We start from the raw sequence: 14932 nt of genomic DNA, 5'->3' as shown, positions 1-14932 counted from the left end.
TCCCGCGTTGAAGGAGGGCACCCCGTCCTCCTTCTGGAGTCCGCCATGAACGCCCGCTCCCTGCTCCTGTCCGCCGTGCTCATGCTCGGCCCGGTGGCGTGCAGCACGCCGTCCTCCCCCACCGCGCAGCCGTCCAGCGACATGTCCGGCGCGGAGGCCCCCGCCGACCTGAAGCGGACCGACGTGAACGCGCCCACGGGCGCCGCCAACGAGCCCGGTACGGCCGCCCCCACCCCCTCACCCGGAGACGCCACCATGACCACCAGCACCGTCTACATCATCAAGGACAACGGGAAGCGCTGCTTCGCGCCGCCCTGCGACCACTACGACCTGTTCAGCGCGGACGCGCCGGACAAGAAGCTCCAGTCCTTCCATGAAATCGACCTGACGGCGGTCACCGGCGGGGACGACGCGAAGCTGGGTGAGCTCATGCAGCGCGCCGCCAAGGGCGGCCCCGGACTCAAGGTGGAGGGCTCCCTGGACAAGCGGCTCAAGGCCGGCCCCGCGGGCGACGCCATCGTCCTGCGCGCCACCCGCGTCGTCGGCTGAGCGGCTCTGCCCACCGGGACCGCGTCCCGCGCGGTCCCTCAGCAAGGCTCAGAGCCGCACACCCACCTGGAAGCCCGGCCAGCGCTGCATGCGCGTGTCCGTGCCGATGGAGTGCAAGCGCACCGGCAGCGTCGTCAGCTTCGCGAACTCCGGCTCCCCCCACGTGAAGGCCACGTTGTAGGTGGGGCCCGCGAACACGGCCAGCCGGGGCATCACCTGGAAGCCCAGCATGGCGCGCGCCTGGGACAGCAGGTTGTTGGACGCGCTGGAGAACGGGTCTCGCGTGGACAGCACCTGGCTGGCCGCGACGTCCACGTCCACCCAGAAGCGCGAGCCCAGCGGGATGTGCCCACCCAGACCCAGGCCCAGGCTGAAGCGCTGGAAGCGGTCGTCCGGGCCGATGCCCGCGAGCAGCGTCGTGTAGAAGTGCTTGCCGCCGAACTTCAACGCCAGGTTGGTGAGCTGCACGTCGCTGCCGAACAGCTCCAGGTGCAGCTGGCCCTTCTTCTCGTAGGAGACCAGGCCCACCGGCACGCCGTTCACCTCGTCGGAGACGTTGACCAGGCCCAACTGCATGCCGTGCACCGTGTCCGCGACGTTGATCAACCCCAGCTGCATGCCGGACACGTCGCCGCCCACGTTGATCAACCCCAGCTGCATGCCGGTGAGGGACGGCGCGTGGTTGAGCAGCACCGACCCCTGGATGCCGCGCGCCGCCGCCGCCACGGAGTTGACGCCCAGCGTGAACTGCACGCCCTTCATCGTGCCGTTCGCGTGATTGACACCCAGTGACAGCTGCATCCCGGTGGCGTCCGAGGTGGTGACGTTGGCGCCCAGCGCCGCCTGCACACCGCCCAGCGCGCCGCGGGCCACGTTGGCGCCCAGAGCCAGCTGCCCCACGCCGTCCACGTCGCCGTGGGCCACGTTGAGCCCCAGCGACGCCTGGGCGCCCAGCACCGGGCCGCCCGCCACGTTGGTGACCAGGGACAGCTGCGCGCCGCGCACCTCGCGGCCGGACGTGTTGAAGCCCAGCGCCATGGCCAGGCCGGACACCTCCGCGTCGTACACGTTGCCCGCAAAGCCCAGCGCCAACCCGCCACCCAGCGCCGCGCCGCCGTTGACGACGCCCAGCGCGAAGCGGTTCTCCACCTGCGCGCGCCCCACCCGCAGCGTGTTGGTGCTCATCGACGGCACCAGGCTCAGGTTCACCGGCAGCTGGACGCGCCCCCGCGGAGACAGCGACATGCCTCCGCCACCGCCGCGCATCACGGTGGCCTCGTGGCCCACGCCCAGGAAGTCACCGGGGGCCAGCGGCGTGCGCATGCCCTCCTTCAGCGTGAAGGCCGCCTCGGACACGCCGCCGTCCCACTCGCGCCGGGCGCGGTAGATGCCAGGGGCCAGGCCCAGCTCGGTGGCGCGGCCGGACTGCTTCTGCACCTCCACCACCAGCGTGCCCACCGCGTCGCGCACGTACAGGCGGCCCTCCAGCGGTTCGGTGAGGACCAGGCCCGCGGTGGTGGCGCGCAGGTCGGTCATCACCAGGTCGCCGGTGCCCGCGAGCTCGATGTCGTAGTTGGGGTGCTGCGCGCCGCCCTGCGTGCGCTCGGTGCGCGCGAGCGTTTCGTGGAAGGCGAACTGGTAGGCCTCCGTGAGGGTGACGCGGCCGTCGTGCGTGACGTCCGCGGCGCCACGCAGGCCGGACAGCAGGTGGTGCGTGAAGAATGAGCCGCCCAGCCGGTCCGACTCCTGTGACGCCTCGTCCGCGCTGGACGACGTGAGGATGGCGTGGCCCTTCACCTGGATGGCGGAGTCCACCAGGAACGCGGGCCGCGAGACGCCGCCCTTCTTGCGCGCGAACGCGCCGGACGCGCAGGAGTCCAATACGGCGATGCGCACGTCCGCGGGCAGCCCCTCCAGCGAGCGGCGCAATTCGCCGTAGTCCAGGCGCTGGCCCTTGAGCAGCAGCCCTTCGTCGTCCGAGTGGCCGGAGTAGTACAGCAGCACCTCCACGCGGCGCGCCCCCGCCGTGCGCACGCCCTCCGCCAGGCGGCGCACTCGGTCGAAGCCGGCGAGCACGCCCGCGCGGTCCACGTCCGTGAGGAGCACGCGGTCCTGGGGCAGCACGCCGCCCAGCTCCGACAGCACCGTGGAGAAGGCCTTCGCGTCGGTCTCCGCGTAGCGCAGCCGCACGCGCTCCGGGCCGCCGTCGTTGACGCCCACGAGCAGGGCCAGCCGGCGCACGGCGGCGGTCTCGGCGGCGGGGGCGGGGGTGGCCGCGCCGAGCGCGACCAGGAGGATGACGAGCGCTCTCATGGGGAGGGCTTCTCCAGCAGGAAGGAGGTCTGCCCCAGGCCCGCGGGCAGGGTCAGCGGCGCGGTGCGCGCCTCGGGGGAGGCGGCGAGCACGCGCGCGGCGGCCATCACGCCCTCCAGTTCGAAGGGGGTGTCCGAGGAGACGAGGAAGAACCGCTCGAAGCCGGGGGCGTCGTCCAGCTCGTAGGCGCGGGGCAACAGGTGCGTGCCGCCGCGCTCCAGGGGCGCGGAGGTGTCGCCTGTCGCGGGCAGGTGCGGCGTGACGGTGCCCCGGCCGTCCACGGAGAGGATGACGCCGTGGGCGTGGCCGGCGGCGGTGTACGACAGTTGGACCACGTCACCGGCCTGGGCGGGGGCGCCGTCGGTGAGGCGCTCGGTGCGGGTGCCGGACTGGCGGTGCACGTCGAGCCGGGGCTGGAGTCCCTTGCTGCGCGTGGGCTCCAGGACGCCGGGGGTGCCCGTCGCCGACCACGGGTCGCGCGCCTCCTGCTCCTGGGACGAGGCCCCCGGCCGGACGAGGACGACGAGGGTCGCGGCGGCGAGCACCGGCACCAGGGCGGGCAGGAAGCGCCAGGAAGGGCGCGATGGCGGGGCCTCGGCGCGGGGCGCGGCGGCGGGCGAGCCGGCGCGGGCGAAGCGGGCCTTCACCTCGCGGGCGACGCGGTCGGGGGGCAGGGCCTCCAGGGTGGCGCGCGAGTCGGCCTCCAGGGCGGCGAGGCGTGAGGGGCCATCGGGTTCGCGGGACAGGCGGTCGCGGGCGGCGGCGAGCTCGTCCGGGGGCAGCTCCCCCAGGGCGATTCGCTCCAGCAGCCAGTCCGGGGTGCGGTGGGGGGATGTCATGCGGCCTCCAGCTCCTGCAGGACAGCGGACAGGGCCCGGAGGCGCTTGCGCACTCCGGACACGGACAGGCCCACCTCGCGGGCGGTCTCCTCCAGCGTCATGCCGTCCACCAAGTGGAGCACGGCGATGTCGCGGCTGGACGCGGGGACGCGCCCGAAGAGGCGGTCCAGCAGGCCCCGGGCGGCGGTGCGCGCCTCGGTGTCGCCGGAGGCTGCGATGCGGAGCACCAGCTCATCGTCGCGGTCCTCGGGGCGCCGCTTCGCGCCGCGGAGGCGGTTGAGGCACACGCGGGTGGCGATCTGATGCAGCAGGCTGGAGGGCCCGGCGTCCTTCAGCGCGGCCTGGTAGCGCAGCAGTTGAACGAACACGTCATGCATGGCGTCCACGGCCTGTTCCTCGTCGCGCAGCAGGAAGCGGCAGCGCCGGAGCACCTGGGGGCCATAGCGTCGGTAATAGGCCTCCACATCGACGGACACCGCACGCGCCTCCCGGTTGGCCAGGGGAACACCGGTGCCCCGGAAATCTGTCACCGGCCTTTTGACGAAAGCGCCGTGCCTACCCCGTTTCCCCCCACCCCGGCCACCCCGAGCCGGGAAAGGAAAGCCCGCACGTCCGCCCGCCAGCTCCGACCTGGGCGAGCGGAGCACACCCGCCCACCCATGGCCCTCACTGCCCCGCGTCCCCCGGAAGCAGCCCCTGGCTCTGGGGAACGAGGACGGGCTGCACGCCGCCATCTGGCAGCATCACGCCCCGCAGGTCGTCATCCGCGTCCACGCCATCGACGACGCGCCGGAGGATGCGCCCATCCGGACGAAGGGCGTACTTCGCGCCGGAATCGAGCGACGGAAAACGCCGTCCACACGCGGCGGGGTTCTCGTCCACGAAGACGAAGAGCAGGCCGTCCTGCCGGAGCACCCGGTACGTGTAGGACTCGGGCCGGCTGTCACAGGATGTCGCCGCGCTCCCCAGCGGGAACAGGTCCTGCGAGACGATGGTCAACGCGCGCAGGGCCTCGCCATCCAGCACGACCGGCACACCGGCAGGGATGACGCCCGCGTCGGCATCGGAGGAGATCGGGAAGCGGACGGTCCGGTCTTCGAGCACTGGCGCCGAAAGAGGCTCGGGCCTCCGGGCGCAGCCCAGCAGCCCCAGCACCAACGCGACCGTCCTCAGCGACATGATCCGCCCTCGCATGCGGCCTTCCTACAGCGCATCCAGCCGATAGGTGCGCCCATCGAGCCAGGTGACGGTGCCATGGGACTCCTGTTTCCACCGGCCGCCCGTGCGCGACCACAGCATCATCTCCCGGGTGGCGGGAACGTATTGATAGAAGCCATCGCACGTGGGCGCGGTCGCATCTCGCGACCGCGAGAAGAACGCGATGATGGACAGGCGGACGCGGCCCTCCCGCGTCAGGACCTCCCAATCGTGAACGGTGGCCATCGACTCGATGAAGCGCAGGTCACCGGCGGAGAGGCGCGTCCCGAAGGGGTGGTTGTGCAGCGCGAAGATCTGCTTGAGCGTGCCGGGCGCGTAGCGGGAATCGTCCACGAACGGAGGCAGCGAACAACTGCGCAGCCCGCGCACCGCGTCTCCGGGACGGGATGAGTCCGACAGCATGCTCATCTCGTATCGCCCTTCGGGAGTGGCATAGAGCCAGGCGCAGTACTCCGTCGCCATGCGGAGGGCCACCTCGGGCTGTGTCTCCTGGAGCGCCACCACGGACGCGTTCGGCTTGGAGAGGATGAGAGGACAGGCCGCGGACAGCGCATCCGCCGCCAGGTCGAAGGGCCCGAAGTTCTTCAGTGGCCCCGGGATGTGCTCCGGCGACGCACCGGGACCGGGTCGCCAGACCCCTTCCACTTCCCGCGGAGCCGAGCAGCCCGCCAGCAGGCCCAGCCCGGCCACCAGCCCCCACCCAGACCAGCGAGAACGGTTAAACATGAATTCCAGCAAAGCACGTCCAGGACGTGCGCCCAACTCGCGAGTCCACTTGACCTGCAAGCAGAAAAGCGACCGTTCGATCCTCGGGACCGGGGACTGTTTACTTACGGATGCGGGAGACCGTTCCAGGGTTTAACGGAAGCTGGAACGTCTCTACCCTCCCCCGTCCGCTTCGCGCTCCCGTGATCCAAACGACCCCTGCCATCGACTCGCTGCGGGCGCGGTATCTGGCCGCGCAGCTCTCCGGAAACCGCCAGGAGGCCCTGCGCCTGCTCGTGGATGAGGGCGTGCTGTGCGGCGTGCCCCTCCAGGAGCTCCACCTGGAGGTCATCCAGGCGGCCCAGTACGAAATCGGCCGGCTCTGGCAGGAGAACATCATCTCCGTCGCCCAGGAGCACCTGGCCACCGCCATCTCCCAGTACGTCCTGGCCCATCTGTACCGCCACCTGCCCCGCGACCCGGCCAACGGCAAGGTCGTGATGATGGCGTGCGTGGAGGGCGAACTCCACGAGGTGGGCGCGCGCATGGCCAGCGACTTCCTGGAGATGGCCGGCTTCGACGTGCGCTTCCTCGGCGCCAACGTGCCCGCCGAACACCTGGCCCGCATGGTGCGCGAGTCCCCGCCGGACCTCGTGGCCCTCTCCGTCACCATGCCCTTCCACATGCCCCAGGTCCGGGACGCCGTGCGCAAGGTGCGTCAGGTGTCGCCGTCCCTGCCCATCGCCGTGGGCGGGCTCGCCTTCGACTGGGGCTCCGCCCTGGAAGAGGAACTGGCCGTGTCCTTCTTCGGCAAGAGCGTCCGCGAGCTGGTCGCCTCCACCTGCCGCCTGCTGGGGGTCTGACGCCATGCCGCACGTGAGCCTTCAGGTCGAGTCGCGGACCGGGCCCCTCGCTTCCGCCTCTGTTCAAGCTTTGTATGAAGACCCGTTCTGGGCCGCGCGCTACGGCATCCAGCGCGCCCGGCGCTTCGGTGACGAGGACGCCGTCTTCCACGTGCGCTACCTGGTACAGGCGCTGGACGCGGCGCGCCCCGCCATCCTGGAGGACTACGCGCGCTGGCTGCGCACCCTGCTCGTCACGCGCGGCATGTGCTCGCTGCACCTGGATCAGCACTTCCAGGGGCTCGGCCGCGCGCTCCAGGCGGAGGGCTTCGGCCCGGGCTCCCTGCCCTTCACCTACGTCGAGTCCGCCCGCCAGGCCCTGCACTACAACGAAGGCCCCGCCCACGTCCTGGAGGCGGATGCGCCCGGCCTCATCAGCGCGGTCGTCCGGCGGTTGGAACACCCGCTCCCCGCCGGAAGCCGCCCCCGGCTGGAACAAGAGGTGCGGCTCCAACTGTCCTATCTCTCGGATGCGCTCGCGCTCGGTCGCGACGACCTGTGGCATGCCCATCTCCAGTGGTACGCGGGCTTCTGGCCCCAGCGGGGCCTTTCCCCCCTGACTCTTGTTCAAACCCTGGACGCCTTGAAGGCAACCTTGGACGGACATTCCGAAGCGCTGACGTTGCTCGCGCGAACGCCCGATTCGTGGGAGGAGACCTGCTCATGATGAAGGAAGACGACCGCGCCTCCGGGATTTTCGAATCCCTCAGCCGAGAGCTGGCGTTGGCCTGCGATGCGCAAGGAACGGTCGTCTGGCGCGACGAGCGCGCGGCCCGCCTCCTGGGCATCAAGCCGGGCCAGACGCTCAAGAGCCTGGCGAGCCACGGCAGCGAGAGCAAGGTGGAGAAGCTGCTCGTGCAGGCGCGCGACGAGGCCGTGGACGGGTGGGAGCTCATCCTCCAGGACGGCCACAAGCCCGCGACGTTCGCCTTCCGCGCCCGGCCGCACGAGGGCGGCATCGCGCTGGTGGGCAGCCTGGTGCCGGAGGACTACGGCGCCGCGCTCACCCAGGTGAGCACCACGCTGGGAGAGCTGTCCGCGCTCCACCGCGAGACGGAGCGCCAGCAGCACGAGCTCAAGCGCCGCGCGGAGGAATTGGCCCGCCTGAACCGCGAGCTGGAGGAGTCCAACAAGGGCGTGCGCAGCCTGCACGCGGCCCTGGACGAGAAGGCGGAGAGCCTCCAGCGCGCGTCTGAAATCAAGAGCCGCGTGGTGGCCAACGTGAGCCACGAGTTCCGCACGCCGCTGCACTCCATCCTCGGCCTGTCCAAGGTGCTGCTCAACCCGCTCAACGGCAGCCTCGCGCCGGAGCAGGAGAAGCAGGTCCAGTTCATCCGCGGCTCGGCGGAGGCGCTCTTCGAGCTGGTCAACGACCTGTTGGACCTGTCCAAGGTGGAGTCCGGCAAGACGACGCTGCGCCACAGCCGCTTCGTCGCGTCCGACCTCATCAGCGCGCTGCGCGGCATGACGCGGCCCCTGCTGCCGCCGGACTCGACGGTGGCGCTCGACTTCGTGGAGCCCACGGAGCCCCTGGAGCTGGAGACGGACGAGGCCAAGCTCAGCCAGGTGGTGCGCAACCTCATCTCCAACGCGCTCAAGTTCACCGAGTCCGGCGCCGTCACGGTGACCGCGGCCCGGGGCCCGCGCGACACGGTGGTGTTCACCGTGAAGGACACGGGCATCGGCATCGCGCCGGAGAACCACGAGCGCGTCTTCGAGGAGTTCATCCAGGTGGACAGCCACCTGCAGCGGCGCGTGAAGGGCACCGGCCTGGGCCTGCCCCTGGCGCGAAAGCTGACGGAGCTCTTGGGCGGCACGCTCAACGTGCAGAGCCGGCTGGGCGAGGGCGCCACGTTCACCATCACCCTGCCGCGCGTCCACCCGGAGGTGTCGGAGATGACGGGGCTCACCCAGCGCAGCGAGGCGCTGGACCCCTCGCGCGCGCCGGTGCTGGTGCTGGAGGACGACCGCCAGACGCTCTTCCTCTACGAGAAGTACCTGGCGCGCTCCGGCTTCCAGGTGCTGCCCGTGCGCAGCGTGGAGGACGCGCGCAAGGTGATGCAGCGCGTGCGCCCCGCGGCCATGGTGCTGGACGTGATGCTGGAGGGCGAGACGAGCTGGAGCTTCCTCGCGGAGATGAAGAACGGGGAGCAGACGCGCGACATCCCCATCCTCGTCGTCACCGTGACGGACCGCGAGCAGAAGGCGCGCGCCCTGGGCGCGGACGAGTTCTGGCTCAAGCCCGTGGACGAGGTGCGCCTGCAGCGCAAGCTGTCCGCCATGGCGCGCACCGGGCCCGTGGAGCGGGTGCTGATCATTGACGACGACGACGTGCACCGCTACCTGCTCAAGCAGCTGCTCAAGGACACGCCCTTCCAGCTGCTGGAGGCCGCCAACGGCCGCGAAGGCGTCCGCATCGCCCGCGAGAACGCCCCGCACCTCATCTTCCTGGACTTCGTGCTGCCGGACATCACCGCCTTCGACGTGCTGGACGAGCTGAAGGCGGACCCCCGCACGCGCGACATCCCCATCATCCTGCACACCTCCCACCAGTTGCAGGAGTCGGAGCGCCAGCGGCTGGCGCGCGAGACCTCCGCCATCCTGGCCAAGCACACGCTCAGCCGCGAGGTGGCCATCACCCGCATCCGCGACGCGCTGTCCAAGGCGGGACTGGGGAACCGGGACCTGCGCGAGGTGAACCCCCGTGGCTGAGGAGTCGCGTCTGGCAACGGTCCTCAACGTCAACGACGACGCGGCCAACCGCTACCTCGTCAACCGCATCCTGGAGATGTCCGGCTACCACGTGCTGGAGGCGGCCACCGGCATGGCGGCGCTCCTCATGGCGGAGGAGCACCGCCCGGACGTCATCGTCCTGGACGTGAAGCTGCCGGACATCAGCGGCTATGAGGTCTGCGCGCGGCTGAGGGCCAACGCGGCCACGGCCGCCATCGCGGTGATGCACACGTCCGCGACCTTCGTCACGCCGGACAAGAAGGTGCAGGGCCTGGAGGGCGGCGCGGACGCGTACCTCACCCAGCCCTATGAGCCCTCGGAGCTCATCGCCACGGTGCGCTCGCTGTTGCGCCTGCGCCACGCGGAGCAGCAGGCCCGGATGCGCACGGACCAGCTCATCGAGATGGACCGCCGCAAGGACGAGTTCCTGGCCATGCTGGCCCACGAGCTGAGAAACCCGCTGGCCGCCATCATGACGGCCATTGGCATCCTGGAGCGCAAGGCGCCCTCGGACACCAAGGAAGCGCGGATGCACGGCATCATCCAGCGCCAGACGCACCACCTGGCGCGGCTGGTGGACGACCTGCTGGACGTCAGCCGCATCACCCGGGGCAAGGTGGAGCTGCGCAAGGAGCCGGTGAGCCTCACCGCCACCTTCCAGCAGGTGCTCGCCATCCTGCGCCCGCGCGTGGAGTCCCGCGGCCTGAAGCTGGAGGTCCACCTGCCGCGCGCGCCGCTGTGGCTGGAGGGTGACGCCACGCGCCTGGAGCAGGTCTTCACCAACCTGGTGGACAACGCGGCCAAGTACACGGACGAGGGCAGCGTCACCGTGGAGCTGTTCCAGGAGGGCGTGGACGGCAACGCGCAGGCGGTGCTGCGGGTGAAGGACACCGGCATCGGCATCCCGCCGGAGAAGCTGCCCGCCATGTTCGAGCTGTTCGCCCAGGCGGACACGTCCCTGGAGCGCTCACGCGGAGGCCTGGGCATTGGCCTCACGCTGGTGCGCACGCTGGTGCGGATGCACGGCGGCACCGTGGAGGCCACCAGCGGCGGCCCGGGCCTGGGCAGCGAGTTCGTGGTGCGGCTGCCCCTCATCCCCGCGGACCGCGTCCCCGTGTCGGCCGGGACGAACCTCCTGGACGCGCGGCGCGCGCGGCGCATCCTGCTGGTGGAGGACAACTCGGACGCGCGCCAGTCCATGCGCGACCTGCTGGAGCTGTGGGGCCACCAGGTGGCGGTAGCCCAGGACGGCCTGCGGGGCGTGGAGATGGCCCTGGAGCACGCGCCGGACCTGGCGCTGGTGGACATTGGCCTGCCGGGGCTGGACGGCTACCAGGTGGCCCGGACACTGCGCGCGCGCGTGGGACAGGGCTTGCGGCTGGTGGCGCTCAGCGGCTACGGCGACGCGGAGACCTACCAGCAGGCCTTGAAGGCCGGGTTCGACGTGCACCTCACCAAGCCGGTGCGGCCCGCGGACCTGGACCGGGTCCTGTCGAACCTCTGAAAGTGGGAGTGAAGGGTGGCTACCGCCGCGTCAGCGCGTTGGCCACCAGGCCCAGCAGCTTCACCTGGGCGGGGTCCAGCTGGCGCACGCTGCGCAACAGCCGGCGCACTTCCGGACGCTCCGGCGTGGGCGGCGGAGCCTCGCTGGTGCGCGCCGGCGGAGCGCCCTGCGCCGCGAGTCCCAGCAGCTCGTCCGCGGAGACGTGCAGCTCGTGGCACAGCTTCAGCAGGGTCTGGACGCTGGGGAGCATGCCGCCGCGCTCCAAGCGGCCGTACACTTCCGTGGCCACGTCGATTCGCTCGGCCACGTCGGCCTGCGTAAGCTCCATGCGGCCCCGGGCGACCCGTGCGGATGCGCCGATGGTGGTTGCGAGTTTCTTGTCCATGCCTTTGCTTGCCGACCCGAAACGTTTGGCCGACGGCATAGGACGTATAGAGGCAGACAGACAGAACTTGCCGGGTCAGCCTCCCATTGTTCACCCATAGGGTCGCTGCGCGGGAGGTGGACTTTCGGAGTCCGGGCAACCCCGACACCCATGGCTCTTTTGAGACGGAGCGCCCTCTGGAAACGGCCTCCGGCGGGTGTGTCACCGTCCGTTTTCGGGCTTGTCCGGAGGTGACCCATGACGTTGGGGCCGCCGTTTCCTACGGTGTTCGAGCGTCCTGCCGCCACTGCCACCCTTCAGGGTTGGCTCATGTTTTCAGTGCCGTCCAGATACACCCGCGCCGCGGGGCGCCTACCGCGACGCCAGGGTGGTGAGCTCCACCGTGCCCAGGGCGCGCGCCAGCTCCGCGCGGGAGGTGGCCAGGTCGTACGTCGCCTGCACCTGCTGGGCGGCGGCGTTGGTGAAGGCCACCTGCGCGTCGCTCACCTCGATGATGTTGCCCACGCCCGCGCGGTAGCGCCCCTCGGCCAGCCGCAGCCGCTCGCGCGCGTTCACCTGGGCCTCGTCCGCGGCGGTGAGCGCCTCGCGCGTGGCCACCACGTTGAGCCGGGCCTGCTCCACCTGGAGCCGCACCTGCTGCCGGAGCGCGTCCTTCTGCGCCTGGAGGTCGCGCAGGTTGGCCTGGGCCTCGCGCGTCTGCGCGTTGACGAGCCCGCCCTGGAACAGCGCCCAGTTCAACTGGACGCCGCCCTGCGCGCTCAGCGTGGCGCCGTTGAACGGGTTCGCTCCCACGTCGGACAGGTTGCCCGTGGCGCTCAAGCTGGGCAGGTGGCCGGCCTTCGTCACCTTCACCTGGGACTCCTGCGCGGCAATCTGCCGCTCGCGCGCGGCGACGTCGGGGCGGGCCTCCAGCGCGCGCTTCACCAGCGCGTCCAGCACCTCGTCCTCGCCCGCCACGGCCGCCACCGTCACGTCCTGCACGGTGTAGTCGGTGCCCGTCTCCACGCCCATGGTCTGGTTGAGCTGCGCCTTCGCGGTGGCGTACGCGTTCTGCGCGCGGATGAGCGCCACCTGCGCGTTGGCCTTCGCGGTGCGCTGCTGGAGCAGGTCGATTTCCGGCCGCGAGCCCACCTGCACGGACGCGTTCACCTGGTTGAGCCGCGCCTCCTCGCTCTGGAGCGTCTCGCGCGCCACGCCCAGGAGGGCCTTCTGCGTGAGGACATTGAAGTACGCCGCGCGCACGTCGCGCAGCGCGTCCTGGAGCACCTGCTGCTGCGAGTTCTCCTGCGCGCCCGCGGACTCCTTGGACGCGTTGTAGCGGCCGGACGTCTTGCCGAAGTCGTAGATGAGCTGGTTGGCGGCGATGCTGCCGCTGAAGCGCCGCGTGGAGTTGGACACCACGCCGGTGTCGCTGCCCGGCACGTTCTGGATGACGGCCCGGTTGCTGGTGCCCAGCGTGTAGCCCGCGTTGGCGTTCACCTGCGGCAGGAAGTTGGAGAAGGACTGGTCCACGCGCGCGTACGCCGCGTCGGTGCTCGCCTGCGCCGAGCGCAGCGACGGCTGGTACTGGCGCGCCGCGGCCTCCGCTTCCGCCAGGGTGATGACGCGCCCCTCGGAGGCGGACATTGTCAGGGACTGCCGCACGGCCGGAGGCGTCACGGGACTGGCCGGGTCCGGCGCCGGAGCCTGGGCGCCCGCGACCACGGGCAGGACGCACAACGAAAGCGTCAACGGAAGCGCGCGCATCACTCGTACCTCAGTGCATCAATGGGATCCAACAGGCTCGCCTTGCGCGCCGGGTACAGCCCGAAGACGACCCCAACCAGGCCGCTGAACCCGATGGCCAGCAGCGCGACGTCAGGACGGACCAGCATGGGCCAGCCGAACTGCGCGGCGAGCAGCTTCGCCACGCCCAGGCCCACGGCCGCGCCGATGATGCCGCCCAGCACCGCCAGCGTCAGCGCCTCGATGAGGAACTGCGCCAGGATGTCTCGCGGCCGCGCGCCCACCGCCACGCGCACGCCAATCTCGCGCGTGCGCTCGGTGACGCTCACCAGCATGATGTTCATGATGCCGATGCCGCCCACCACCAGCGACACCGCCGCGATGGCCGCGAGCAGCAGGCTCAACGTCTCCGTGCTCTGCTGCTGACCGCTGGCCACCTCCGCCAGGTTGCGCACGTCGAAGTCGTTGGCGTCGTCCTCGCCCAGCCGGTGACGCTCGCGCAGCAGGCTGGTCACGTCCGCCTGCGCCTTGGCCGTGAGGTCCGCGCTGGCGGCCTGCACGAACACCGCGCCGGTGATGTACGCGCCCAGGCTCTGCGCCTGCACCTGCCGCTTGAACGTGGTGGCCGGCACGAACACCGTGTTGTCGAAGTCCTGGCCCACGGGCGACTGGCCCTTGGGCGCCGTCACGCCCATCACGGTGAAGGGCGTCTTGTTGATGCGGATGACCTGCCCCACGGGGTTGAAGCCCTTGCCGTAGAGGTTGTCCACCACCGTCTGGCCCAGCACCGCCACCTTCGCGCCCGCCTCGTTGTCCGCGTCCGTGAAGTGCGCGCCCTTGGCCATGGTCCAGCTGCGCACGGTGAAGTAGTCCGTCGTGGTGCCGATGATGCTGGTGTTCCAGTTCTGGTCCTCGCTGAACACCTGCGCGTTGGAGCGCATCTCCGGCGCGGCGCCGCGCACGCTGGGCACCTGCGTGCGCACGGCCTCCAGGTCGTCCCAGGTGATGGTGGGCTGGCTGCCGAAGCCGCCGCGCGCGCCGCCGGACTTGGACGAGCCCGGCAGGATGATGAGCAGGTTGGTGCCCATGGAGTCGAAGACCTTCTGCACGCTGGCCTTCGCGCCGTCGCCAATGGCCACCATGGCGATGACCGCGCCCACGCCAATGATGATGCCCAGCGCGGTGAGCACCGAGCGCGTCTTGCTGCGCAACAGCGCGCGCAGCGCCAGGACGAGCGTCTCCAGGATGTTCATGTCCCCACCTCCTCGGCGGGCACCACCGCCGGGTTCGGCGTCTGGCGTCTGTCGTTCACGATGCGCCCGTCCTTCACCACCACGATGCGCTGGGTGTACTCGGCCACGTCCGGCTCGTGCGTCACCAGCACCAGCGTGAGGCCCTCCTTCTGCAACTGCTGGAACAGCGCCATCACCTCCACCGTGGTGCGCGAGTCCAGGTTGCCCGTGGGCTCGTCCGCGAGGATGACGCGGGGCCGCCCCACCAGCGCCCGCGCGATGGCCACGCGCTGCTGCTGACCGCCGGAGAGCTGCTTCGGGTGGTGGTCCAGCCGGGCCCCCAGCCCCACGCGCTCCAGCGCTTCCTTCGCCCGCGCGCGGCGCTCCTTGGCGGGCACGCCCGCGTACAGCATGGGCAGCTCCACGTTCTCCAGCGCGGTGGTGCGCGCCAGCAGGTTGAAGCTCTGGAAGACGAAGCCCAGGGTGCGGTTGCGCACGCGCGCCAGGCCGTCGCGGTCCAGGCGGGCCACCTCGCGGCCGTTGAGCAGGTACTCACCGGAGGAGGGCCGGTCCAGGCAGCCCAGGATGTTCATCAGCGTGGACTTGCCCGAACCGGAGGAGCCCATGATGGAGACGAACTCCCCGGACTCCACCGTGAAGTCCACGCCGCGCAGGGCCCGCACCTCGACGTCGCCGGACTTGTACACCTTCACCACGTTCTTGAGCTGTATGACGGGGGGTGCCCGCTTCGTGTCCGCGTCCATCGGTCCGCCTTCTGTCCCTTCCCCTGCCCTCTATGTCTGTGATTGGAACGGCCTCGCGCGCGC

Annotated in this window: 14 protein-coding genes; 5 read left to right on the top strand and 9 right to left on the bottom strand. The window is 70.9% G+C overall.

Annotated features, from left to right (window positions below):
• The first annotated feature begins 45 nt into the window (after window positions 1-45).
• A complete protein-coding gene (locus JYJ93_RS04740) occupies window positions 46-549 on the top strand; it encodes a hypothetical protein (protein ID WP_206786870.1) in 504 nt (167 codons plus the stop codon).
• Window positions 550-597: 48 nt separating this feature from the next.
• Here the strand turns inward: JYJ93_RS04740 and JYJ93_RS04735 are convergent, their stop codons facing one another.
• The 5 genes from JYJ93_RS04735 to JYJ93_RS04715 form a co-directional block, all read right to left on the bottom strand.
• On the bottom strand, window positions 598-2862 hold the full coding sequence (locus JYJ93_RS04735) for a caspase family protein (protein WP_206786869.1): 2265 nt from the start codon (window positions 2860-2862) through the stop codon (window positions 598-600).
• On the bottom strand, window positions 2859-3701 hold the full coding sequence (locus JYJ93_RS04730; RefSeq protein ID WP_206786868.1) for an ActD-like protein: 843 nt from the start codon (window positions 3699-3701) through the stop codon (window positions 2859-2861). The genes JYJ93_RS04735 and JYJ93_RS04730 overlap by 4 nt, the downstream gene beginning before the upstream one ends.
• Window positions 3698-4177: a sigma-70 family RNA polymerase sigma factor gene (locus tag JYJ93_RS04725; RefSeq protein WP_120565395.1), complete on the bottom strand. Its 480-nt coding sequence runs from the start codon at window positions 4175-4177 to the stop codon at window positions 3698-3700. Before JYJ93_RS04725 ends, JYJ93_RS04730 begins: the two co-directional genes overlap by 4 nt.
• Before the next feature lie 190 nt (window positions 4178-4367).
• The gene (locus tag JYJ93_RS04720) at window positions 4368-4895 is read right to left on the bottom strand and encodes a hypothetical protein (RefSeq protein WP_206786866.1); all 528 of its coding nucleotides are present in this window, start codon (window positions 4893-4895) and stop codon (window positions 4368-4370) included.
• 9 nt (window positions 4896-4904) lie between these two features.
• Window positions 4905-5645: a hypothetical protein gene (locus JYJ93_RS04715; RefSeq protein WP_242543669.1), complete on the bottom strand. Its 741-nt coding sequence runs from the start codon at window positions 5643-5645 to the stop codon at window positions 4905-4907.
• Between the two features lie 110 nt (window positions 5646-5755).
• Here JYJ93_RS04715 and JYJ93_RS04710 point away from each other — a divergent pair, with 110 nt between their 5' ends.
• The 4 genes from JYJ93_RS04710 to JYJ93_RS04695 all read left to right on the top strand — a co-directional run bounded on the left by JYJ93_RS04710 (window position 5756) and on the right by JYJ93_RS04695 (window position 10763).
• Window positions 5756-6487 carry a cobalamin-dependent protein gene (locus JYJ93_RS04710; RefSeq protein WP_242543668.1) on the top strand — a complete coding sequence of 244 codons (732 nt, stop codon included), beginning with the start codon at window positions 5756-5758 and terminating at the stop codon, window positions 6485-6487.
• Window positions 6488-6557: 70 nt separating this feature from the next.
• A complete protein-coding gene (locus JYJ93_RS04705) occupies window positions 6558-7193 on the top strand; it encodes a hypothetical protein (RefSeq protein ID WP_242543667.1) in 636 nt (211 codons plus the stop codon).
• Window positions 7190-9238, top strand: a complete 2049-nt coding sequence (locus JYJ93_RS04700) for a response regulator (protein ID WP_206786861.1) — start codon at window positions 7190-7192, stop codon at window positions 9236-9238. The genes JYJ93_RS04705 and JYJ93_RS04700 overlap by 4 nt, the downstream gene beginning before the upstream one ends.
• Window positions 9231-10763 carry a response regulator gene (locus JYJ93_RS04695; RefSeq protein WP_206786860.1) on the top strand — a complete coding sequence of 511 codons (1533 nt, stop codon included), beginning with the start codon at window positions 9231-9233 and terminating at the stop codon, window positions 10761-10763. Before JYJ93_RS04700 ends, JYJ93_RS04695 begins: the two co-directional genes overlap by 8 nt.
• Window positions 10764-10782: 19 nt before the next feature.
• Here the strand turns inward: JYJ93_RS04695 and JYJ93_RS04690 are convergent, their stop codons facing one another.
• The 4 genes from JYJ93_RS04690 to JYJ93_RS04675 form a co-directional block, all read right to left on the bottom strand.
• Window positions 10783-11148, bottom strand: a complete 366-nt coding sequence (locus tag JYJ93_RS04690; RefSeq protein WP_206786859.1) for a helix-turn-helix transcriptional regulator — start codon at window positions 11146-11148, stop codon at window positions 10783-10785.
• Between the two features lie 351 nt (window positions 11149-11499).
• On the bottom strand, window positions 11500-12894 hold the full coding sequence (locus JYJ93_RS04685) for a TolC family protein (RefSeq protein ID WP_206786858.1): 1395 nt from the start codon (window positions 12892-12894) through the stop codon (window positions 11500-11502).
• Window positions 12894-14126 carry an ABC transporter permease gene (locus JYJ93_RS04680; protein WP_206786857.1) on the bottom strand — a complete coding sequence of 411 codons (1233 nt, stop codon included), beginning with the start codon at window positions 14124-14126 and terminating at the stop codon, window positions 12894-12896. The genes JYJ93_RS04685 and JYJ93_RS04680 overlap by 1 nt, the downstream gene beginning before the upstream one ends.
• Complete coding sequence (locus JYJ93_RS04675) at window positions 14123-14869, bottom strand: ABC transporter ATP-binding protein (RefSeq protein WP_206786856.1); 747 nt, start codon at window positions 14867-14869, stop codon at window positions 14123-14125. The genes JYJ93_RS04680 and JYJ93_RS04675 overlap by 4 nt, the downstream gene beginning before the upstream one ends.
• Window positions 14870-14932: the final 63 nt, after the last annotated feature.

The organism is Corallococcus sp. NCSPR001 (genome assembly GCF_017309135.1).
Classification (GTDB): Bacteria; Myxococcota; Myxococcia; order Myxococcales; family Myxococcaceae; genus Corallococcus.
The sequence above is the reverse complement of the archived record's forward strand: the minus strand, read 5'-3'. Positions and strand labels throughout refer to the sequence as shown.

Coding starts and splice junctions, on each gene's coding strand:
- JYJ93_RS04740 (WP_206786870.1), top strand. CDS start 46: ATGAACGCCCGCTCCCTGCTCCTGTCCGCCGTGCTCATGCTCGGCCCG.
- JYJ93_RS04735 (WP_206786869.1), bottom strand. CDS start 2,862: ATGAGAGCGCTCGTCATCCTCCTGGTCGCGCTCGGCGCGGCCACCCCC.
- JYJ93_RS04730 (WP_206786868.1), bottom strand. CDS start 3,701: ATGACATCCCCCCACCGCACCCCGGACTGGCTGCTGGAGCGAATCGCC.
- JYJ93_RS04720 (WP_206786866.1), bottom strand. CDS start 4,895: ATGCGAGGGCGGATCATGTCGCTGAGGACGGTCGCGTTGGTGCTGGGG.
- JYJ93_RS04715 (WP_242543669.1), bottom strand. CDS start 5,645: ATGTTTAACCGTTCTCGCTGGTCTGGGTGGGGGCTGGTGGCCGGGCTG.
- JYJ93_RS04710 (WP_242543668.1), top strand. CDS start 5,756: ATGCGGGAGACCGTTCCAGGGTTTAACGGAAGCTGGAACGTCTCTACC.
- JYJ93_RS04700 (WP_206786861.1), top strand. CDS start 7,190: ATGATGAAGGAAGACGACCGCGCCTCCGGGATTTTCGAATCCCTCAGC.
- JYJ93_RS04690 (WP_206786859.1), bottom strand. CDS start 11,148: ATGGACAAGAAACTCGCAACCACCATCGGCGCATCCGCACGGGTCGCC.
- JYJ93_RS04685 (WP_206786858.1), bottom strand. CDS start 12,894: ATGCGCGCGCTTCCGTTGACGCTTTCGTTGTGCGTCCTGCCCGTGGTC.
- JYJ93_RS04680 (WP_206786857.1), bottom strand. CDS start 14,126: ATGAACATCCTGGAGACGCTCGTCCTGGCGCTGCGCGCGCTGTTGCGC.
- JYJ93_RS04675 (WP_206786856.1), bottom strand. CDS start 14,869: ATGGACGCGGACACGAAGCGGGCACCCCCCGTCATACAGCTCAAGAAC.